Source organism: Actinophytocola sp. (assembly GCF_009379765.1).
GTDB lineage: Bacteria > Actinomycetota > Actinomycetes > Mycobacteriales > Pseudonocardiaceae > Actinophytocola.
In genome coordinates this window covers 1-21109 of sequence record NZ_WHTD01000027.1, presented here as the reverse complement: position 1 = coordinate 21109, position 21109 = coordinate 1, and the positions used below count along the sequence as shown (strand labels likewise).

Here is a 21109-nt window from a genome sequence, read left to right as displayed (position 1 = left end):
CTGGTACTGCTGGGCGGTTTTATCACCCGTTCGTGGAGCGAGGCTCCCGGCTACGCTTTGGCGGCTGTCACCGCGCTGAGGGCTGCTCCGAGTGCCTATTCAATGCCCTGGCCCCGAGCGTGCAGCAGTTGGAGTGCCGATGCCCGCCGATCGCGTCGAGACCGTCGAGACCGTCGTCAGCCTGTGCAAGCGCCGCGGGTTCGTCTACCCGTGCGGGGAGATCTACGGCGGTACCCGCTCTGCCTGGGACTACGGCCCGCTCGGGGTCGAGCTCAAGGACAACATCAAGCGTGAGTGGTGGCGCACGATGGTGCACCGCCGCGAGGACGTCGTCGGCATCGACTCGTCGGTGATCCTGCCCAAACAGGTGTGGGCGGCCTCCGGGCACGTGACGGCGTTCCACGACCCGCTGGTCGAGTGCACCGCCTGCCACCGGCGGTATCGCGCCGACCAGCTCGCGGAGGAGTTCGTGGCGCGCGGGGGCGGGGCGGCGGGCGAGGACGACCTGTCGGCCGTGCCGTGCCCCAACTGCGGGGTGGTGGGGGAGTACACGCCGCCGCGCGAGTTCAACATGATGCTCAAGACCCACCTCGGCCCGGTGGAGTCCGACGAGGGGCTGCACTACCTGCGGCCGGAGACGGCGCAGGGCATCTTCGTGAACTTCCTGAACGTGCTGACCACCGCGCGGCGCAAGCCGCCGTTCGGCATCGGGCAGATCGGCAAGTCGTTCCGCAACGAGATCACGCCGGGCAACTTCATCTTCCGCACCCGCGAGTTCGAGCAGATGGAGATGGAGTTCTTCGTCGAGCCGGGCAGCGACGAGGAATGGCACCAGTACTGGATCGACGAGCGGCTGCGCTGGTACACCGACCTGGGCATCCGCCCGGAGAACCTGCGGCTCTACGAACACCCGGCCGAGAAGCTCGCGCACTACGCCAAGCGCACGGTCGACATCGAGTACCGGTTCGGGTTCGGCGGTCTGGAGTGGGGTGAGCTCGAGGGCATCGCCAACCGGACGGACTTCGACCTCACCACGCACACCAACCACTCCGGGGTCGACCTGTCGTACTTCGACCAGGCGACCAGCTCCCGCTACCGGCCGTTCGTCATCGAGCCGGCGGCCGGGGTCGGGCGCCCGCTGATGGCGTTCCTGCTCGACGCCTACCGGGAGGACGAGGCGCCCAACGCCAAAGGCGGCGTGGACAAGCGCGCGGTGCTGAGCCTGGACCGCCGGCTCGCGCCCGTGAAGGTGGCCGTGCTTCCGTTGTCGCGCAACGCCGACCTCACGCCGAAGGCCCGCGACATCGCCACCGCGCTGCGCCGGCACTGGAACGTCGACTTCGACGACGCCGGCGCCATCGGCCGCCGCTACCGCCGCCAGGACGAGATCGGCACCCCGTTCTGCGTCACCGTCGACTTCGACTCGCTCGCCGACCATGCCGTCACCGTGCGGGAGCGGGACAGCATGACCCAGGAGCGGGTGGCCGTCGACAAGCTCGAGCGCTATCTCGGCGGCCAGCTGATCGGCTGCTGAGATACGTCGCCGACCCCTGACGTTTGTCACGGTCAGGTGGTGACGCTCGGCCTGCGTTCCCCACCGCCGCGGCGAGCATCGTGGTTGTCGTGAACACGACACGGATCTCCCAGACCGGCAGTGGGGATGCCGCGGGCGCCACGGGCGCCGCGGTGATGCTGGCCGGTCTGCGCAAGCACTACGGACAGGTACGCGCGGTCGACGGGGTGGACCTGGCGATCGCGCCGGGCGAGGTCGTCGCGCTGCTCGGCCCGAACGGGGCTGGCAAGTCGACGACCGTGGACATGCTGCTGGGCCTCACGAAGCCCGACGCCGGCACGGTCACCGTTTTCGGCTCCAGCCCGCGCGACGCGGTCGCGGCCGGCTCGATCGGTGCGATGCTCCAGGGCGGCGCGTTGCTCGACGACGCCACGGTCGGCGAGACCGTCGCCATGGTGGCGTCGCTGCACCGCGCGCCGCTGCCCGTGACGGAGGCGTTGCGCCGCGCCGGGATCGAGGACCTGGCGGCCCGGCGGTGCAACAAGCTCTCCGGTGGCCAGAAGCAGCGCGTCCGGTTCGCCGTCGCGCTCGTGAGCGACCCCGACCTGCTCGTGCTGGACGAGCCCACCGCGGCGATGGACGTGGCGAGCCGCCGCGACTTCTGGCGGTCGATGCACAGCTACACCGAGTCCGGCCGCACGGTGCTCTTCGCTACGCACTACCTCGAGGAGGCGGAGAACTACGCCGACCGCGTGGTGCTGATGCGGGCCGGCCACATCGTCGCCGACGGCTCGGTGGCCGAGGTGACCTCGCTGGTGGCCGGCCGGATGATCCGCGCCGCCGTCCCGGGTGCCACCGACCGGGCGATCCGCATGCTGCCCGCGGTGTCCGAGGTGGAGGTCCGCGGCGACCTGGTGTCGATCTCCGCCACGGACTCCGACGCCACGTTGCGTGCCCTGCTGGCCACGTTCCCGCAGGCTCGCGACATCGAGGTGACCGCGGTCGGTCTCGAGGGCGCGTTCCTGTCCCTGACCGCCGACGGCCCGGCCGCCATCTCGGAAGGAGCCGTGCGATGAGCGTCGGCTACCTCGTCCTCGAACTGCGGCGGGCCATGCGGTCCACCCGGTTCCTGATCTTCACGATCGCGTTCCCCGTTCTCCTCTTCCTCCTCTACGTTGGCATCTTCGCCCAGGGCGACGCCACGGGCATCGGCGTCCTCATGGTCAACATGACAGCGTTCGGCGCGCTGACCGGCGCCCTGTTCGCCGGCGGCCGGGTGGCGCTGGAGCGGTCCATCGGCTGGCAGCGCCAGCTGCGGCTCACCCCGCTGTCCGGCCAGGGCTACCTGGCCGCGAAGGGCGTGACCGCGATGATGCTGGCGGTGCCCGCGGTGATCCTGGTGCCGCTGGTGGGCGTCGTCGCCGAGGGCGTCTCGCTGGACGCCGCAGGCTGGTTGCGGGTGGTCGTCGGCACCTGGCTCGCGGTGATCCCGTTCGCGCTCATCGGTCTGCTCGTCGGCCAGGTCGGCACCCCGGAGACCATGCAGCCGATCATGAGCATCGTGATGATGGTGATGAGCCTGATCGGCGGCATCTTCATCCCGATCGACACCATGCCGGACTGGCTGCTCGACATCGCCCACGTACTGCCGTCGTACTGGCTGGGCCAGATCGGCCGCGGCGCGGTGACCACGGATCTCGCGACCAGCCTCGGGCAGGCGGTGCTGGTGCTCGCCGGGTGGACCGTGGTGCTCGGGCTCGCGGTGGTGCGCCGGTACCGGCGGGACAGCGCGCGGGTGTGACCGTACGGTGGACACCGTGACCCGTCAGAAGCCCCTGACCAGCCGAAATGACCGGAATGTCGCCCCCGTGGCGTTCGGCGGCGCCGGCCTGATCGGCTGGTACGGCGCTTCCGACCATGCGGACCGGCCCAGCCGGGACGGCTGGTCGTGGCCGCAGCTCAACCAGGTCCCGTCCACTCGCTACGGGCGCATCGCCGGCACCGTGCTGCCGGCGATCTTCCTGGTCTACCTGACCGAGCCGGTCCGCCAGGTCTTCCGCGAGCCGCACGCCCAGCTGGTCCGGATCGTGGTGCTCTCCGTCGTCGTGGTCTACGCGGCGACGTACATGTTCGGGATGATGTCCGAGCACCGCAGCTCCCACACCGTGCGCGTGGTGTGCATGGCGGTGATGGTGTCCTGCGGGATCACACTCGCCGGCATCCTCGGGCCGGACGACCTGGTCTACATGACCTACGCGATCTCCATGGCTCTGGTGCAGCTGCCTCCTCTCCTGGGGCTGATCCTCGGGATCTCGGTGACCGCCGCCCTGCTGATCGGGACGACGATCTCCGACGGGACGCCCAACCTCGGGTCCGCGGCGGTGCTGATCGTGCTGACGGTGGCGCTGTTCGGGATCCGCCAGGTGATCCAGTCCAACGCCGAGCTGCGCGCCGCCCGCGACGAGATCGCGGTGCTCGCCGTGGCCGAGGAACGCGCCCGCCTGGCGCGCGACCTCCACGACGTACTCGGCCACAGCCTCACGACGATCACCGTCAAGGCCGGCCTCGCGCGCCGGCTGCTGGAGAGCGCGGGCGAGATCGCCCCGGCGGTGGCCGAGCTGCGCGACGTCGAGCACCTGTCCCGGACGGCACTGGCCGAGGTCCGCTCGACGGTGTCGGGCTATCGGAAGCCGTCGCTGGCCGGCGAGCTGGTCGGTGCCCGAGCGGCCCTGGCCGCGGCGGAGATCGAGGCGGACCTGCCGCACGCGGTGGACAACGTGCCGGCGGAGCTTCAGGAGCCATTCGCGTACGTCCTTCGGGAGGGGGTGACCAACGTGATCAGGCACTCGGGCGCCCGTCGGTGCGAGGTGCGCCTGGGCGAGTCGTGGATGGAGGTCCGCGACGACGGCCGAGGGTGTCCCGGCGCCGGCGCCGGCGGGCACGGGTTGTCCGGTCTCACCGAGCGGCTGGCACAGGTGGGCGGGTCGCTCGACGCGCGGCCGGCACCGGAGGGCGGGTTCCGTTTGCGCGCGACGGTTCCCCCCGCCGATCTGACGGCCCGCGCCGAGTCCGCCGCCGGTCCCGAGCCGTCCGCGCGCACCGAGGCGGTTCGCGCCTCGGCCGGTCGCGCCGGGTCGGCCGCCGGAACGGAGGCGGGGTCGCACGGTGGGCCGGTGGGTGCCCGGTGATCCGGGTGCTGCTCGCCGACGACCAGGCGCTCGTGCGGGGCGCGCTGGCCGCGATGCTCGGCCTGGAGGCCGACATCGAGGTGGTGGCCCAGGTCAGCTCCGGCGACGAGGTGGTGCCCGCCGCGCGGGAGAGCAAGCCGGATGTGGCGCTGCTCGACGTGCAGATGCCGGGGCGGGACGGGATCACCGCCGCCGCGGAGCTGCATCGGGAGCTGCCCGACTGTCGGATCGTCGTGTGCACCACCTTCGGACGGCCCGGCTACCTGTCCCGGGCGATGGCTGCCGGGGTGGTCGGCTTCGTGGTAAAGGACGCGCCGCCGGAGCAGCTCGTCGACGCCGTGCGCCGGGTGCACGCCGGCCTGCGGGTGGTCGATCCCTCGCTCGCCGCCGAGTCGCTGGCCACCGGGCAGAGCCCGCTGACCGATCGGGAGCGGGACGTGCTCCGGGTCGCCAGCTCGGGCGGGACCATCGCGGATGTCGCCCGGATTCTGTTTCTGTCACAGGGAACTGTGCGCAACCACCTTTCGTCGGCGATCGGGAAGACGGGGGCGCGGACCCGCGCGGAGGCCGCTCGGGTCGCCGATGAGCGCGGCTGGCTCTGACGCCTCCCGCCGTTGTTGTCGCGGTGGGACGGTGTGGCCGACGCTGTTGGAACCGTTGGCGTGCACGGTCTTCCGCGGTGGGGTGGAGCTGTGCGGGTGTCACGCGGCCTCCACCGGTGGGCGGGGGCGGGCCGACGCCTGGGTGTGGGCGCCTCTGAGGAGCTCGGCCACCACCGAGGGCTCGTCGCGTAGCTGGGTGGGTGGGGTGTGGACCACGACGATGCCCGCCGCCGTGAGGTGGGCGGCTCTGCGGAGCGCGGCGGCGTAGTCGGCCGAGGAGAGCTCGAAGCCGTAGGAGTCGACCTCCCAGGCCATGCCGACGTCGTCCCACCACGCGTCCGGGGTGGCGAGGTGGGCTCCGGTCGGGCCGGTGATCGGGACTCGCCAGCGCGGCGGCTGCAGGCCCGCCCGGTGGACCAGGCGCCGCGCCCAGCCCTGGGCCACCGAGCGGACGCCGTCGTCGATCTCGGCCAGGATTCGGCGGGGGAGGGCGGCGCCCCTGGTCGTGGCGCGGGAGAGCTCGTCGCGCAGGATGGCCGGGCTGATCCGGCCGTGGCGCACCGACTCGGTGAGCAACGCTCGGACGTGTTCGGCCGTCGTGGCTCGGCGGCAGGTGTCGATGGTGGCTCTGGCCAGCGGCGCCACCGGGAACCGGGAGCGAAGCTGGGCCACCGGGAGCGTGTTGGTCCTGTCGAAGAAGACGCCGTCGACCAGCCTCGACTGGCGGCGCGATGGAACGAGGACATGGACCGGGCCCTCGAGGCGGGCAGCGGACATGCCGTGCAGGGCGAGCGCGTCGACGCCGGTGAGGACGGCCTCGGGACCGGCGACCGTCAGCGCGGCCTGGATGCGCTGCGCCCGGCTGGGCGGCGCGTTGCCCAGCAGCACCAGGCCGGGTTGGAGGCGCTGCCACGGCCCGCCGTCACGACATCGTTCTTCGATGACCGAGCCGGAGAGGCCCAGGGAGATGAGGTCGGCTGCGGTGGCGACGTGGTGGTCGAACATGCCGGGGATGGCGTCGAGGTCGAGGAGTGCGCGGTTCGCTGTCATGACGCCAGCAAAGCCGACCGGGGCAACGGGCGGGGGCCGTGAGACGTCATCTGTGGATAACCGACCCGGTTGTGGACAACTCGGTCCGAGACCGGCGGTGAGCGGATGGGAGTGTCGGTGGCGGTAGGTACGTTCGGTGTTTGCAGTCGTGGGCCGGACGTTGGTGCGCACACCGCTCTGGAAGGATCGATCGAATGACATCCGTAGAGGCGAGGCCACGGCCGGTGCTCCGGTTCGTGCGCCGCCTGCTGGTCGGCGTGCTGCTCATGGGCGCGCTGGTCGTCGGCGGCACCGGCTTCCGGGTGTGGCAGGTCGCGCGGGTCGACGACCGAGCGACCGCCGACGTAGTGCTGGTCCTGGGCGCGGCCCAGTACGCCGGCACCCCGTCCGACGTACTCGAGGCCCGCCTCCGGCACGCCAAGAACCTCTACGACGAAGGCGTCGCCGAGCACATCCTCACCACCGGCGGCAACCAGCCCGGCGACACCTACACCGAGGCCGAGGCGGGAGCCAACTGGCTCACCGCGAACGGGGTCCCGAAGAAGGCCGTCCTCGGCGTGGGCGAGGGCAACGACACCCTCGGCAGCCTGCGCGCCGCGTCGAAGGCCGCCGCCGAGCGGGGCTGGCACACCGCGGTCATCGTCAGCGACCCGTGGCATTCCTTACGCGCCCGCACCATGGCGGAGGACGTCGGCTTCGAGGCGTGGACCTCGCCCACGCACAGCGGCCCGATCGTGCAGACCCGGCAGACCCAGATCCGCTACATCCTCTACGAGACCGCCGCGCTGCTGTACTACCGCATGACGAACGCGTCCGCGGACCAGATCGGCATCACCGAGGATGTCGGCGCCGACAAGTAACCTCCGCGTATGACCCCCGGTTACGTCGAGCACGACGCGGCCCGCCTCCACCCCGAGCCGGTCAAGAGCGCGGTACTGCCCGACTCGCTGCCGACCCGCCGCAGCCCCTTCGACCGCGACCGGGCCCGGGTGCTGCACTCCGCGGCGCTGCGCAGGCTCGCCGGCAAGACGCAGGTCGTGGGCCCGGGGGAGGGCTCGGAGGTCAGCGGCGTGCCGCGCACCCGGCTCACCCACTCGCTGGAGGTCGCCCAGATCGGCCGCGGCATCGCCGAGGAGCTCGGCTGCGATCCCGACATCGTCGACACCGCGGGCCTCGCGCACGACATCGGCCACCCGCCGTTCGGGCACAACGGCGAGCGCGCGCTCGACGAGGTCTCCCGATCCTGCGGCGGCTTCGAGGGCAACGCGCAGACCTTGCGCATCCTCACCCGGCTCGAACCGAAGGTGCTGGGGGAGCGCGAGCACGGCCTCAACCTCACCCGCGCCTCGCTCGACGCGGCCACCAAGTACCCGTGGCCACGCACCGCGGGCACCGCCAAGTTCGGCGTCTACGAGGACGACCGCCCGGTCTTCGACTGGATCCGCCGGGATGCCCCGCCGCGCCGGCGGTGCATCGAGGCGCAGGTCATGGACTGGGCCGACGACGTCGCCTACTCGGTGCACGACGTGGAGGACGGGGTCCGCTCCGGCCGGATCTCCTTACCCTCGCTCACCGACCCGGTCGAGCGGACCGTCGTCGCCGAGCTCGCCGCCAAGCACTTCAGCCCCGAGCCGGTCTCCGCCCTGGAGGACGTGGCCGCCGACCTGCTGCGGCTGGAGGTGGTCGCGGCCCTCACCCCGAGCGAGTACGACGGCACACTCGGCGCCCAGGTCGCGCTCAAGACCCTCACCAGCGAGCTGGTCGGCCGGTTCGTCGCGGCCGCGGTCACCGCCACCCGCCGCGAGCACGGCGACGGCATGCTCACCCGCTACGCCGCCGACCTCGTGATCCCCGCCCGGGTGGCCGCCGAGGTCGCGCTGCTCAAGGCCGTCGCGCTGCGGTACGTGATGAGCGATCCCGGCCGGCTCGCGCTGCAGGCAACCCAGCGCGGGCAGCTCGCCGAGCTGGTCGCGGTGCTCACCGAGCGCGGGTCGGACGCGCTGGAGCCCGCGTTCGTGCCGGCCTGGCACGCGGCCGGGGACGACGCCGCCCGGTTGCGGGTGGTGGTCGACCAGGTCGCCGCGCTCACCGACGCCCAGGCCATCCGCTGGCATCAGGTGTTCGTCGAGGTCACCGGCTTGTCGGTGTGACGTGGCACACTCGAGGTATGACTGAGATGTTCGACCGGCCACCCGGCGGCCGCGGCCGCCGCGGGGTCTTCCGCCGCGAGCCGCGCGAGTCGGTGCCGGCGGACGGCGACTGGGGCCCGGACGAGTTCGGCGACGGCGACGGCGGCGACGACTACGACGACGGCTCCGCCGGTGTCCGCGAGCCACGGCGCCCGAAACCGCTCGGCCCGATGTCGGAGGCCGGTGCCTTACCGGAGCCCGAGCCGCCGATGATGATCGCCCTGCCCGACCCGCGCCAGTAGAGGAGAGTTCGTGACGGATCGCGCGCACCTCGCGTTCACGCTTGCCCTGCACCGAGTCACCGCGCCCGATCCGGCGACGAACGCGTGCTGGTCACCGTTCTCGGTGGCGAGCGCCCTCGGCCTGGTCGCCCACGGTGCTCGCGGGATGACCGGTGACGAGCTGACGGTGCTGCTGCTCGGCGACAAGTCCGGCGACCTCACCCGGCTCGGCGCTCTGCTCACCCGGGCGGGCGTGCTCGAACCGCCGCGGGACAACGAGGACGAGCCGGTCATCGCGGTGGCCAACACGCTCTGGACCGACCGGTCGATCGAGATCCTCGTGCCGTTCGTCGAGGAGCTGGGCCGGTGGTCGAGCGGCACGGTCCGGGAGGCGCCCTTCCGCGACGCGCCCCAGCGGGCGCGCGACATGATCAACGTCGACGTCGCCAAGACCACCCGCGACCTCATTCCCGAGCTCATCCCGGCCGACGCGATCACCGAGGACACCCGGTCCGCGCTGGTCAACGCGCTGTACCTCAAATGCGGCTGGCGGTTCCCGTTCACCGAGGGCGCCACCAGCCCGCAGCCGTTCCACACGCCGGGCGGCACCGTGGACGTGCCGACCATGGCGCTGTCCGAGCGGATCGGCTACGCGGCCCGCGGTGGCTGGCAGGTGGCGAGCCTGCGTGCCATCGGCGGCGTCGAGGCCGTCGTCCTGCTGCCCGACGGCGACCTCGCCGACGCCGAGCCCGACCTGGACGCCGACACGCTCGCCGACCTGCTCGACGCGCCCAAGCCGACCCAGGTCGACCTGTGGCTGCCCAAGCTGAAGGTGTCCACGCAGACCGAGCTCACGCCGCCGCTCAACCGGCTCGGCGTCCGCACGGTGTTCGGCGACGACGCCGACCTCAGTGGGATCAGCCCCACCGCCCTGGCGGTGCAGGCCGTCCTGCACGAGGCCGTGCTCGAGATCGACGAGAAGGGCCTGGAGGGCGCGGCGGCCACGCGGTGCTGATGCGGCTCGCGTCGATGCCGGCGCCGGGCGTCAAGCTTCGGGTCGACCGCCCGTTCCTGCTGGTGGTCCGGCACGCGGAGACCGGGGTCGTGTATTTCGTCTGCCGGGTGACCGATCCTGCCTAGTCTCATAATCAGTCTCAAATCTCACGACTTGGTTTTGAGATAGCGGTAGACGGTTGCCCGTGAGACGCCGAGCTCGGCGGCGATCGACTCCGCGGTGTGCTCCCCGGAGGCGTGCAGTTCGCGGGCGCGGGCCACGTCGTCCGCGGCCACCGCCCTCGGGCGCCCGCCCCGCGGGCGACGAGCCGGGCCGGCCGGCTGGTCGAGCAGCCGCCAGGCGCCGGCCAGCAGGTGTTCGCGCAGCAGGTCGTCCGGCAGGTACGGCAGGAGCGCGATCGGGTCGGTGATGGCGGAGACGGCCTGCGCGACCGCGACCCGCTCCCCGACCGTGGCGTCGGGGCCGGCCGCGGTCTCGATGGCCCGGTCCATCACCGACAGCAGCCGGTCGAACGTGTCCGCCGGCATCGCGGTCAGCTCCCGGAACAGGGCCAGCAACGTGCCACGGGACCGCAGGAAGACGTCGGTCCACCCGGAGATCAGCACGGTCCGCACGGCCGTGGCCCCGCCGGGCCCGCCCGCCGCGTCGGCGTCCGCCAGCACCCGCTCCAGCTCGGCGATCATCGGGTCCAGCAGGTTGCCGAGGACGTCGGCCTTGGACGCGAAGTGGTAGTACAGCGCGGGTTTGGTGATGCCGACCCGGTCGGCGACCTGCTGCAGCGTCGTGGCGTGGTAGCCGCGTTCGACGAAAAGTTGTTCCGCCGCCGCGAGAATCCGCTCCCGGGTACCGGTCGGCCGTTCGTTCACTGCGTCACCCTTGCTTACCTTTGGTTAAAGAGAAGTGTAACGTCACCTACCATGGGTAAGTGACGACGAAGGGGGATTGTCATGTCGACCGCGATCCGCATCGCTGGTCTCGTGAAGACCTTCGGTGACACGAGAGCACTGGACGGACTCGACCTCACCGTCAGGACCGGTGAGGTGCACGGCTTTCTCGGCCCCAACGGCGCCGGCAAGTCCACCACCATCCGCGTCCTGCTGGGACTGCTGCGGATGGACGCGGGCACGGTGAGCCTGCTCGACGGCGATCCGTGGCGCGACGCCGTGCCGCTGCACCGCCGGCTGGCCTACGTGCCCGGCGAGGTCAGCATGTGGCCGAACCTGTCGGGCGGCGAGGCCATCGACCTGCTCGGCACGCTGCGCGGTGGCCTGGACGAGACGCGCCGGCGCGAGCTGGTGGACCGGTTCGACCTCGATCCGGGTAAGCGAATGCGCACCTACTCCAAGGGAAACCGGCAGAAGGTGGCGCTGATCTCCGCGTTCGCGTCCGACGTCGAGCTGTACGTACTGGACGAGCCCACCTCCGGGCTGGACCCCCTGATGGAGTCCGTGTTCCAGGACTGCGTGCGGGAGCTGCGGTCGGCGGGGCGGACGATCCTGCTTTCCAGCCACATCCTCGCCGAGGTGGAGAAGCTCTGCGACCGGGTGAGCATCATCCGCACCGGCCGAACGGTCGAGACGGGCACGCTCGCCGAGCTCCGGCACCTCACCCGTACGTCGATCTCGGTGGAGACCATCCGGTCTCCGGCCGGGCTCGACCGGCTGCCCGGGGTGCACGACCTGCGGGTCGAGGGCAACCGCGCCCGGTTCGAGGTGAGCACCGGGGACCTCACCGAGGTGCACCGCCACCTCGCCGGGCTCGGCGTGCGCGCGCTGACCAGCGCGCCGCCCACCCTGGAAGACCTGTTCCTGCGGCACTACGGCGATCAGACCGGCGACCAGGCCGGAGCCCGGCCCGCGGCAGCACCCGAGCCGAACTCGGCAGGTGTGCGATGACCCGGGCGTTCACCGGGACCGGTGTGCTCACCCGGCTCGCGGTGCGGCGGGACCGGGTCCGGCTGCCGATCTGGCTGGTCGGGCTCGCGGCACTGGTCGGCGCGACCGCGTCCGGCATCGCCGGGCTGTACACCACCGAGGCGGACCGGGTGGCGAACGCGGCGGTGCGGGCGGGCAGCGTGGTGGCCAGGGCGTTCAACGGGGCCGCGCCGGGGAGCGGCGTCGGCGCGCTGACCGTGTCGGAGGTGCTGGTCTACGTCGCGGTGCTCGCGGCGCTGCTGAACATCCTGACCGTCGTGCGGCACACCAGGCAGAACGAGGAGCTGGGCCGGGCCGAGCTCACCGGCTCGGCGGCGGTCGGAAGGCACGCCGGTCTTACCTCGGCCCTGCTGGTCGCTTGCGCCGCCGACGTGGTGCTCGCCGTGCTCGGCGCGCTGTCGCTGGTCGTCAACGGCCTGCCGGCCGCCGGCTCGTTCGCCGCCGGCGCCGCGGTCGGCGCGGTCGGCATGGCGTTCGCCGCGATCACGGCGGTCACCGCACAGGTGGCCGCGACCGCTCGCGGCGCCACCGGCCTGGCCGGTGCCGTGCTGGGGCTCGCCTACCTGCTGCGGGCGACCGGCGACGCGCTCGGCGAGACGAGCACGGACGGGCTGACCGTGACACCCGCCTGGCCGTCGTGGCTGTCGCCGATCGGCTGGGGCCAGCAGCTGCTGCCGTTCGGTGCGAACCGCTGGTGGCCGATGGCACTCTTCGCTGCGTTCGCCGCGCTCGCTCTGGTGGCGGCCGCCCGGCTGAGCATCCACCGCGACGTCGGGACCGGCATGCTTCCGGTTCGCCGGGGCCGGACCCGAGCCAGGTCCGGCATGCTGAGCCCGCTCGGGCTCGCGTGGCGGCTGCAGCGTGGCGTGCTGTTCGGCTGGCTGGTCGGCATCGCGGTGACCGGGGTGGCGTTCGGCGGGCTCGGCGACCAGGCCGACGAGCTGTTCGGCAGCGAGCAGAGTGCCGAGCTGATGCGCCGCCTCGGTGGCGGCGGCAGCCTGGTGGACTACTACTTCGCGGGGATGATGAGCCTGCTCGGCGTCATCGTGGCCGGGTACACGATGCAGGCAATGCTGCGGATGCGGGCCGACGAGGTCGGCGGGCCGGCCGAGCTGATGCTGGCGACCGCGGTGAGCCGCCCGCGCTGCCTTGCCGCGCCCGTGCTGTGCGCGGTCGCCGGCACCGCGCTCGTGCTGGCCGTGCTCGGCGTCAGCACGGGGCTCGCCTACGGAGTCGTCGTCGGCGACGTGCCGGGCGCCGTGGGTGACCTGCTGGAGACGACGCTGGCGCAGCTCGCGCCGACGCTGGTGCTGGCCGGTTTCGTGGTCGCGGTGTTCGGGCTGGTGCCCAGGCTCGCGGCCGCGCTGTCCTGGGCGGCGTTCGCGGTGTGCCTGGTCGTGGGCCAGCTCGGGTCGCTGTTCGGTCTGCCGCGGGCGGTGATCTCCGTCTCGCCGTTCACCCACCTGCCCAACCTGCCGGCGGACCCGCTGACCGCGGCACCGCTGCTGATCATGTTCGCCGTCGCGGCCGCCCTGCTCACCGCCGGTTTCCTGGCCTTCCGCCGGCGCAGCCTGGCGCTTTGACCCGGCGTCGGGAGGCGGCGTGCTCGTGCTGACCGTGCCCGCCGGACTCGGACCGCTGGTGGCGCACCTGGTGCCGGAGCTCACCCCGCCGGGTGTCACGTCCGGTCCCGGCCGCTCGTCCTCGTGATGACCGGCCGACCACGGCCGGGTAGGAGGAGGAAGTCATGCCGAGGATCCCCGGGATTCCCACCAAAGAGGCCAGCCCACTCCTTCGGGTCATCTACTGGTACGCCAAGCGCCGGGTGGGGGCGGTGCCCGAGCCGTTCAGCGTGCTCGCCCGGCACCGCAAGCTGATGATGGCCAGCGCGCGCCACGAGATGGCCGCGGCGAAGGCCAGCAAGGTCCTGCCCACCAACGTCCGGGAGATCGCCGTCTACCGGGTCGCCCAGCGGCTCGGGTGCTCCTGGTGCGTGGATATCGGCACCATGCTCCAGAAGCACGAGGGGCTGGACATCGAGCGGCTCGAGCGGATCGACGACTACGCGACCTCACCGGCCTACAACCACCAGGAGCGGCTCGCGGTCGCCTACGCGGACGCGATGACGACCTCCCCGGTGACCGTCACCGACGAGCAGGTCGCCGAGCTGGTCGCCGAGTTCGGCCGGGACGGCGCGCTGGAGCTGACCTACCAGGTGGGCCTCGAGAACATGCGGGCCCGGATGTTCAGCGCGCTCGACATCCGCGACCAGGGCTTCACCTCGGGCGACGCCTGCCTGATCCCGGTGCCGGCCGACGCGCCCGCGCTCAACGACCCAGGTGAGTGAGCTTGTCGGGGTTGACGAAGTCGTAGATGGCGGTGACCTGGCCGTCGCGCGCCGCGAACGCGACGGCCCGGCGCGACATCGCCCAGCGCGCGCCGTCCGCCGGCATGTCCGGTACCGCCATGCCGAGGTCGCCGTTGACCAGCACGAGCTCGCCGCCGGTGATCCGGTCCGGCCCGTAGGCCTCGAGCAGGCCGAACAGGAACCGGGCGATCTTCTCCGCGCCGACCATGCGCCGCCGCGAGGTGCGGGCCTTGCCGTCGCTGTCGCCGATGAGCACGGCGTCCGGGTGCAGCAGCTTGACCACGGCGTCCAGGTCGCCGCCGATGATGGCCGCGAGCAGCTGCTCCACCAGGACCCGCTGCTCGTCCATGGCGACCCGCGGCGGCGGGTCGGCCTCGGCGGCCGCCCGGCGGCCGCGGGACGCGTGCTGGCGCGCGGTCGACTCCGGGCAGCCCAGGATCTGGCCGATCTCGGCGAACGGCACGGAGAACGCGTCGTGCAGCACGAAGGCGACCCGCTGCTCGGGCGTCAGCCGGTCGAGCACGACCATGGCCGCCATGCGCACCTCGTCATCGCGCACGACCGTGTCAAGTGGATCGTCACTCGTCGGGGTGCCGTAGGGGGTGACGATCGGCTCGGGCAGCCACGGCCCGACGTACTTCTCGCGCCGCGCGGTGGCCGAGCGCAGCCGGTCCAGGCAGATCCGCCCGACCACGGTGGTGAGCCAGGCCCGCAGCTCGCGGATGTTCGAGCGCCTCTGTTCGTCCAAACCGGACAGTCGAAGCCACGCCTCCTGCACCGCGTCCTCGGCGTCGGACAGCGTGCTCGTGAGCCGGTACGCCACCCCGATCAGGTGGGACCGGTGCTCCGCGAACTGCTCGGCGAGGACATCTTCGCTGACTGTCACGGTTCCCATCGTATGCCGTGTCGAACCCGACCTGCCGGCCACTTGTCGGACCGCGCGCCTACACTCGGACACCGTGGCGGGACGGATCCGGGAGAGCGACATCGCGCAGGTGCGCGAGCGAAATCGGATCGACGACGTCGTCGGTGAGTACGTGTCGCTGCGCCGCGCGGGCGGCGGGGCACTCAAGGGCCTGTGCCCGTTCCACGACGAGAAGACGCCGTCGTTCAACGTGCGGTCCACGCACGGCACCTTCCACTGCTTCGGCTGCGGCGAGGGCGGCGACGTCATCGCCTTCCTGATGAAGATCGACCATCTGAGCTTCGTCGAGGCGGTCGAGCGGCTCGCCGAGCGCACCGGGGTCCAGCTCACCTACGAGGGCGGCGCGCCGACCCGGCAGCGGGACAAGGGCACCCGCACCCGGCTCGTCGACGCACACCGCGCGGCGGCGGAGTTCTACGCCGAGCGGCTGCACACGCCCGACGCGGTGAAGGCGCGGGAGTTCCTCGCCGAGCGCGGCTTCGACCAGGCGGCGGCCGCCCAGTTCGGCTGCGGCTTCGCGCCCGCGGGCTGGGACAAGCTCACCAAACACCTGCTGGGTCGTGGGTTCGAGATGGGCGAGCTCATCAAGGGCGGCCTGTCCAGGGAGGGCCGGCAGGGGCCGATAGACCGGTTCCACCGCAGGCTGCTGTGGCCCATCAGGGATCTCGGCGGCGACGTCGTCGGCTTCGGCGCGCGGCGGCTGTTCGACGACGACCAGATCCAGGCCAAGTACCTCAACACCAGCGAGAGCCCGATCTACAAGAAGTCGCAGGTGCTGTTCGGCCTCGACCTCGCCAAGCGGGAGATCGCGCGACGCCACCAGGTCGTGGTGGTCGAGGGCTACACCGACGTCATGGCCATGCACGCCTCGGGCGTGCTCACCGCGGTGGCCTCGTGCGGCACCGCGTTCGGCGCCGAGCACATCACCGTGCTGCGCCGGCTGCTCATCGACGACGACGCGTTCCGCGGCGAGGTCATCTTCACCTTCGACGGCGACGAGGCCGGTCGCAAGGCTGCGCTCAAGGCGTTCGACGACGACCAGAAGTTCGCCGCGCAGACGTTCGTCGCCATCGCCCCGGACGGGCAGGACCCGTGCGAGCTGCGCCAGTCCAAGGGCGAGGTCGCCGTCCGCGACCTGGTGGCCCGCCGCCAGCCGCTGTTCGCGTTCGCCATCCGCACCGAGCTCGCCGAGCACAACCTCGACACCGCCGAGGGCCGGGTGGAGGCGCTGCGCCGGACCGTGCCGATGGTGGCCAGGATCAAGGAGCTGGCGCTGCGCGACGAGTACGCGCGCCAGCTCGCCGGCTGGGTCGGCTGGGAGGACACGGCCACTGTGGTGCGCCGGGTGCGGGAGAGCGCGGGCGGGGCGGTGCCGATGCCCGCGCGACGCGGGCGTCAGCAGCCGGACAACCCCGACCAGGGCGCGCTCGCGGTCGACGTCGACGGGCCGGCGCGACCCAACCCGCGAGACCCCCAGCTGCACGTCCAGCGCGAGGCCATCAAGCTCGCGCTCCAGGAGCCGGTGCACGCGGGGCCGGTGTACGACTCGCTGCCCCTCGACGTGTTCACGCACCCGGCCTACGCGGCGTTGCACCGGGCGTTGCTCGACGTGGGTGGCACGGCCGGCGGGCTGGCCGGCGCCGAGCTGCTCGACATGGTCACGAAGGCCTGCGGCCACCAGACGGTGCGCAGCCTGGTCACCGAGCTGGCCGTGGAGCCCATCCCCACCCGGCAGAACGAGATCACCCGGTACGCGGCGGGCATTCTCGCCGCGCTCCAGCGGCAGCTCCTGTCCGGGCAGATCGCCGACATCAAGGCCCGGCTCCACCGGCTGTCTCCTGTGGACAACGAGGACGAGTGGCGGGTGCTGTGGGGCGACCTGGTCGCGCTGGAGCAGTTCTACAAGGCGCTCGGTGAGCAGGCGGCGGGGAGCCTGTCGTGACCGGGTTCCTGCGCAAGCTGTTCGGCGGCGGGGTACCCGAGGGCTTCACCGGCGTGCTGGAGCGCGACGAGCACGTCGTCTCGTCGTCGGCGCTGCGTGGCGGCGGGTTCCTGTTCGCCACCTCGCTCGGCCTGTGGGTGCCGGGGGAGGACGGGCCCCGGCGGGTCGGCTGGCACCTGGTCAGCAAGGTCACCTGGGACCACGGGGTGCTCGAGCTGGTCGAGGCCAGCGAGACCGACACCGCGGGCGAGGCGGTGCTGCTCACCGACCTGCGCCCGGTCCGCTACGTGCTGGAGCGGCCGAACAAGCTGCCCGATGTCGTGCGCGTCCGGGTCAACGACTCGATCCGGTCCCGGCACCGGCGTGAGCTCCTCGGCGGTGGCGCGTGGTTCGTGCAGCGCAAGGTCCCCGGCCGGGACGGGATCGTGCTGCAGGTCCGCGCGGACCAGGGCGCGGACGCCGACGCCGTGCGCCGCGTGGCCACGGAGGTGGCCGAGAAGATCCGGCAGGCGCTAGAGTAAACAGTACGGACGTACGGTTTGCTGGGAGGCGCCATGTGGGACCCAAGCCGGTACCTCGCCTTCGCCGACCACCGGGCGCGGCCGTTCTTCGACCTTCTCGCCCGGGTGAACGCCGCCGCGCCGCGCCGGGTGGCCGACCTCGGGTGCGGGCCCGGCAACCTCACCGAGACGCTCACGGCCCGCTGGCCGGACGCCGTCGTCGAGGCGATGGACTCCTCGCCGGAGATGGTCGACGCCGCGCGGGAGCGCGGGATCGACGCCGAGGCCGGCGACGTGCGCGAATGGAGCCCGCGGCCGGACACCGACGTGGTCGTGTCGAACGCGGTGCTGCAGTGGGTGCCCGACCACGACGAGCTGCTCCTGCGCTGGGTCGAGCGGCTGCCTTCCGGCGCGTGGCTGGCCTTCCAGGTGCCGGGCAACTTCGGCGCGCCCTCGCACGTCCGGGTGCGGGAGCTGACGGCGTCCCCGCGCTGGCACGGCCGGCTCGACGCGGTCGCGCTCCGCGAGGAGGACGCGGTGCTCGACCCGGACGGCTACGCGGCGCTGCTCGCCGACGCCGGCTGCGAGGTCGACGCGTGGGAGACCACCTACGTGCAGCGGCTCACCGGCGAGGACCCGGTGCTCGACTGGGTCACGGGCACCGCGCTGCGCCCCATCAGGTCCACTGTGGACGAGCCGGGATGGGTGGAGTTCCTGGCCGACCTGGCGCCGCTGCTGCGGGCGGACTACCCGACGCGCGCCGACGGCAGCACCTGGTTCCCGTTCCGCCGCGTGTTCGTCGTCGCCAGAGTCCCGTGAGCACCGTCCCGTGAACGCCATCCCGTGAACGCCGCCCCGTGAGAAGCAGCGGCGCCGCCACCCCGACGAGGTGACGGCGCCGCGGCGCGGTGCGCTACGAGCCGACCCGCGCCGGGTCGCGCCGCTCGGCCGGCGCGGCATCCGCCCGGTCGGAGTGGCCCGGCCACCAGGCCGCGTGGCCCAGCAGCGCGGTCACGCTCGGCACCAGGAACATCGACATCGCGAACGCCGCGATCATGATCCCGATGGACACCGCGAAGCCCATCTCCACCAGGAACGAGATGCCGGCGAGCATCATCGACGCGAACGTGCCGGCGAGGATGACCCCGGCCGCGCCCACCGACGGACCGCCGTGCTCCACCGCGAGGTCGGCCGCGGTGCGCGGGTCGTGGCCGAGCTTGGCCTCCTCGCGTAGTCGGGCGATCATCAGGATGTTGTAGTCCGTGCCTATCGCCACGACGAACAGGTAGACGAGCATCGGCAGCATGAACGACACCCCCGGCCGGTCGCCGATGCCCTGGAACGCGATCACCGTGGCGCCCATCGTGCTGAAGAAGCCCAGCACCACGGCCAGCATCAGGTAGATCGGTGCGACGACGCTGCGCAGCATCAGGCCGAGCACGATCGCGATCAACACGCCGGCCACCGGGAAGATCACCCACAGGTCCCGGGTGTTCGCGTCCCGGATGTCGGCGAACGCCGAGGTCAGCCCGCCGACATAGGCGGTGGAGCCGTCCGGTGCCTCGCTGTGCGCGACGTTCCGGAGCTCACCGTCGACCAGGTCGAGCGAGGCGTTGGCGTACGGGCTGGTGTCGAGCAGCAGGTCGATCTTGGCGATCGTGCCGTCCTCGCTGACCGTCGCCGGCCCGGTCGGCCCGGGCATCACCCCGCCGACGCCCGGCACGTCGTCCAGCCGTTTCGTGTAGCCGGCGAGCGCGGCCTGGTCGAGCGTGCCGTTGTCGGCCTTCAGGTACACCGAGGTCGGGTTGAGCGCGCCGGGCGGGAACCCGCTCCGCATGTACTCGAGGCCGCGGGAGGACTCGGTGCCCTCCGGCAGCTGGGCGTTCTGGTCGTAGTCGGTGTTGAAGCCGAACATGCCCAGCGCCAGTGCGACCATCACGCCGCCGGACGCGATGGCCACCACCGCCGGGCGGCGACCGGTCAACCTGCCGAGCCGCTGGAACGTGGTGCCCTTCGGCGTGCGCTGCCAGGACTTCGACGGCCAGAACACCTTGGTGCCCACCAGCGAGACGACCGCCGGGATGAGGGTGACCGCGGCGACCGCCATGAGCGCGACCGCGATCGACAGCCCGGGACCGAAGCTGGTGAAGGCGCCGAACACGGCCAGCAGCAACGCCATGAACGCGATGATGATGGCGGCCGCCGCGGACGCGATGACCTCGCCGACCCGGGCCACGGCCGCGACCAGCGCGGTCTTGGGGTCGTCGCTGGCACGCAGCCGTTCCCGGTAGCGGAACAGCAGGAACACGATGTAGTCCGTGCCGACGCCGAACAGCACGATCGTCATGACGATCTGCACGGACTGGTCGACCTGGAAGTCGAACGCCTGCGCCAGCCACGCGACCAGGCCCGGTGCGATCGCGCTGACCAGGCCGACGGTGATGATCGGCAGGAGCGCGGCGACCGGGCTGCGGTAGATCAGCAGCAGCAGGCTGATGATCAGCACGATCGTGGCCGCGCCGACGATCAGCAGCGCGGTGTCGAACGCGTCCGCGTTGTCCGCGTACATCGCGACGTCACCGGTGACCGCGTACTCGAGACCCGAGTCGTTCAGCGCCGGTCGGGTCGTGTCGCGGATCCCTTCGACGGCGTTCACCAGCTCCGGGTCCTCGCCGAAGCCCTCGAGCCCGATGCTGACCAGCTGCACCTTCTTGTTGGGCGACACCGCCTGCGCACCGGTGACCGCCTCGGTGACCCTGGTGATGTCGGCACCGTTGATGTCCTGGGCGAGGTCCCCGATCCTCGCCTGGTCACCGGTGGTGAGCGGCTGCCCGTCCGCGCGTCTGACCACGATCGTGGCGCTGGCCTGTTGCTGCTGGCCGAACGCCTGCTCGGCCAGCTCCCCGGCCTGCATCGACTCGTAGTCCGACGGCAGGAAGTTGGCCTGGTCGCTGGTGGTGACGTCGCCGAGCGTGGGCGCGAAGGTCACGATCGCCACGGTGACCAGTACCCACCCCGCGATCACCTTCCACGGATTGTGGACGACGAATCGACCCAACCGTTGAAACATCATGCCTCCCCACGTGATGTGCCACGAGTTTACCTGCCGCCCGGTAGGTAAGATCGACCGGCGGTGCTGGCTTGGCGAAACGCTAACGTGAGCGGGCTGAGAAAGCGCTGAGGAGGCACGTGACATGGTCGGGGACACTCGCGAGACGATTCGTGAGGTCGCAATGGAACTGTTCGCCACGCGTGGGTTCGACCAGACGAGCCTGCGCGAGATCGCCGAACGGGTCGGGCTGACGAAGGCGTCGCTGTACTACCACTTTCCGTCGAAACAGGCGCTGCTCACGGCCATCGTGGCGCCGGTGATCGACGGGTGGCGCACGATCGCGGACGACATCGAGGACATGCCGCACTCGCCGGCCAACGCGCGGGCGGTGCTGAGCCGCAGCCTCGAGGTGCTGCTGCGCAACCGCACGGTCGCGGGCATCTTCCTGCACGACCCGGCCGGCGTGGTCGCCGCGGCCGGCCCGATGTGGCACGACCTGATCGGCAACAGCACGCGGCTCACCACCTGGCTCGCCGGTCCGGCGCCGACGATGGCCGACCGGCTGCGCGCGATCGCGGCGATGGAGGTGCTCGGCGCCGCGCTCAGCTCG

21 protein-coding genes are annotated in these 21109 nt (G+C 72.0%); 17 read left to right on the top strand and 4 right to left on the bottom strand.

Features of this window, described 5'->3' with window-relative positions; translation table 11 throughout:
* The first annotated feature begins 139 nt into the window (after positions 1 to 139).
* From GEV28_RS10980 to GEV28_RS10960, 5 genes are all read left to right on the top strand, one after another.
* Complete coding sequence (locus GEV28_RS10980) at positions 140 to 1534, top strand: glycine--tRNA ligase (protein ID WP_291411303.1); 1395 nt, start codon at positions 140 to 142, stop codon at positions 1532 to 1534.
* Positions 1535 to 1689: 155 nt separating this feature from the next.
* A complete protein-coding gene (locus GEV28_RS10975; protein WP_291411388.1) occupies positions 1690 to 2589 on the top strand; it encodes an ABC transporter ATP-binding protein in 900 nt (299 codons plus the stop codon).
* Positions 2586 to 3314, top strand: a complete 729-nt coding sequence (locus GEV28_RS10970) for an ABC transporter permease (RefSeq protein WP_291411301.1) — start codon at positions 2586 to 2588, stop codon at positions 3312 to 3314. The genes GEV28_RS10975 and GEV28_RS10970 overlap by 4 nt, the downstream gene beginning before the upstream one ends.
* Before the next feature lie 16 nt (positions 3315 to 3330).
* Positions 3331 to 4701: a sensor histidine kinase gene (locus GEV28_RS10965; protein ID WP_291411299.1), complete on the top strand. Its 1371-nt coding sequence runs from the start codon at positions 3331 to 3333 to the stop codon at positions 4699 to 4701.
* A complete protein-coding gene (locus GEV28_RS10960; protein ID WP_291411297.1) occupies positions 4698 to 5303 on the top strand; it encodes a response regulator transcription factor in 606 nt (201 codons plus the stop codon). Before GEV28_RS10965 ends, GEV28_RS10960 begins: the two co-directional genes overlap by 4 nt.
* A 99-nt stretch (positions 5304 to 5402) precedes the next feature.
* On the opposite strand, the gene GEV28_RS10955 is transcribed toward GEV28_RS10960, so the two are convergent.
* Positions 5403 to 6353 carry a hypothetical protein gene (locus GEV28_RS10955; protein WP_291411296.1) on the bottom strand — a complete coding sequence of 317 codons (951 nt, stop codon included), beginning with the start codon at positions 6351 to 6353 and terminating at the stop codon, positions 5403 to 5405.
* A 194-nt stretch (positions 6354 to 6547) separates the two neighbouring features.
* On the opposite strand from GEV28_RS10955, the gene GEV28_RS10950 reads away from it, so the two are divergent.
* Genes GEV28_RS10950 through GEV28_RS42240 form a run of 5 tightly spaced genes read left to right on the top strand, consistent with a single transcriptional unit; the run spans position 6548 to position 9903 of the window.
* Positions 6548 to 7213, top strand: coding sequence for a YdcF family protein (locus GEV28_RS10950; protein WP_291411295.1), 666 nt, complete (start codon positions 6548 to 6550; stop codon positions 7211 to 7213).
* A gap of 9 nt (positions 7214 to 7222) precedes the next feature.
* Positions 7223 to 8503 carry a deoxyguanosinetriphosphate triphosphohydrolase gene (locus GEV28_RS10945; protein WP_291411293.1) on the top strand — a complete coding sequence of 427 codons (1281 nt, stop codon included), beginning with the start codon at positions 7223 to 7225 and terminating at the stop codon, positions 8501 to 8503.
* Positions 8504 to 8520: 17 nt separating this feature from the next.
* Positions 8521 to 8784 carry a hypothetical protein gene (locus tag GEV28_RS10940; protein ID WP_291411291.1) on the top strand — a complete coding sequence of 88 codons (264 nt, stop codon included), beginning with the start codon at positions 8521 to 8523 and terminating at the stop codon, positions 8782 to 8784.
* A 10-nt stretch (positions 8785 to 8794) separates the two neighbouring features.
* Positions 8795 to 9778 (top strand): serpin family protein, encoded by a 984-nt coding sequence (locus GEV28_RS10935; protein WP_367115083.1) that lies wholly within the window; start codon positions 8795 to 8797, stop codon positions 9776 to 9778.
* Positions 9778 to 9903 (top strand): serpin family protein, encoded by a 126-nt coding sequence (locus GEV28_RS42240; protein ID WP_367115082.1) that lies wholly within the window; start codon positions 9778 to 9780, stop codon positions 9901 to 9903. The genes GEV28_RS10935 and GEV28_RS42240 overlap by 1 nt, the downstream gene beginning before the upstream one ends.
* 21 nt (positions 9904 to 9924) lie before the next feature.
* Here GEV28_RS42240 and GEV28_RS10930 read toward each other — a convergent pair whose 3' ends face one another.
* Complete coding sequence (locus GEV28_RS10930) at positions 9925 to 10644, bottom strand: TetR family transcriptional regulator (RefSeq protein ID WP_291411289.1); 720 nt, start codon at positions 10642 to 10644, stop codon at positions 9925 to 9927.
* 81 nt (positions 10645 to 10725) lie between these two features.
* Here GEV28_RS10930 and GEV28_RS10925 point away from each other — a divergent pair, with 81 nt between their 5' ends.
* The 3 genes from GEV28_RS10925 (at position 10726) to GEV28_RS10915 (ending at position 14059) form a co-directional block, all read left to right on the top strand.
* A complete protein-coding gene (locus tag GEV28_RS10925; protein WP_291411288.1) occupies positions 10726 to 11673 on the top strand; it encodes an ABC transporter ATP-binding protein in 948 nt (315 codons plus the stop codon).
* The gene (locus GEV28_RS10920; protein WP_291411286.1) at positions 11670 to 13295 is read left to right on the top strand and encodes an ABC transporter permease; all 1626 of its coding nucleotides are present in this window, start codon (positions 11670 to 11672) and stop codon (positions 13293 to 13295) included. The genes GEV28_RS10925 and GEV28_RS10920 overlap by 4 nt, the downstream gene beginning before the upstream one ends.
* Before the next feature lie 164 nt (positions 13296 to 13459).
* The gene (locus GEV28_RS10915) at positions 13460 to 14059 is read left to right on the top strand and encodes a carboxymuconolactone decarboxylase family protein (RefSeq protein ID WP_291411284.1); all 600 of its coding nucleotides are present in this window, start codon (positions 13460 to 13462) and stop codon (positions 14057 to 14059) included.
* Here GEV28_RS10915 and GEV28_RS10910 read toward each other — a convergent pair.
* Positions 14040 to 14975 carry a sigma-70 family RNA polymerase sigma factor gene (locus tag GEV28_RS10910; RefSeq protein WP_291411282.1) on the bottom strand — a complete coding sequence of 312 codons (936 nt, stop codon included), beginning with the start codon at positions 14973 to 14975 and terminating at the stop codon, positions 14040 to 14042. The genes GEV28_RS10915 and GEV28_RS10910 overlap by 20 nt on opposite strands.
* A gap of 64 nt (positions 14976 to 15039) precedes the next feature.
* On the opposite strand from GEV28_RS10910, the gene dnaG reads away from it, so the two are divergent.
* The 3 genes from dnaG to GEV28_RS10895 are packed head-to-tail and all read left to right on the top strand — an operon-like array spanning position 15040 to position 18266.
* Positions 15040 to 16947, top strand: a complete 1908-nt coding sequence (dnaG, locus tag GEV28_RS10905; RefSeq protein WP_291411280.1) for a DNA primase — start codon at positions 15040 to 15042, stop codon at positions 16945 to 16947.
* A complete protein-coding gene (locus tag GEV28_RS10900; protein WP_291411278.1) occupies positions 16944 to 17468 on the top strand; it encodes a hypothetical protein in 525 nt (174 codons plus the stop codon). The genes dnaG and GEV28_RS10900 overlap by 4 nt, the downstream gene beginning before the upstream one ends.
* A 33-nt stretch (positions 17469 to 17501) precedes the next feature.
* Entirely contained in the window at positions 17502 to 18266 is a 765-nt protein-coding gene (locus GEV28_RS10895) for a trans-aconitate 2-methyltransferase (protein WP_291411276.1), read from the top strand.
* Between the two features lie 94 nt (positions 18267 to 18360).
* On the opposite strand, the gene GEV28_RS10890 is transcribed toward GEV28_RS10895, so the two are convergent.
* Positions 18361 to 20472 carry an MMPL family transporter gene (locus GEV28_RS10890; RefSeq protein ID WP_291411274.1) on the bottom strand — a complete coding sequence of 704 codons (2112 nt, stop codon included), beginning with the start codon at positions 20470 to 20472 and terminating at the stop codon, positions 18361 to 18363.
* 169 nt (positions 20473 to 20641) lie between these two features.
* Between GEV28_RS10890 and GEV28_RS10885 the strand changes: the two genes are divergently transcribed.
* Positions 20642 to 21109, top strand: a 468-nt coding sequence (locus GEV28_RS10885) for a TetR/AcrR family transcriptional regulator (protein WP_291411272.1), incomplete at its 3' end; no start/stop codon positions are given.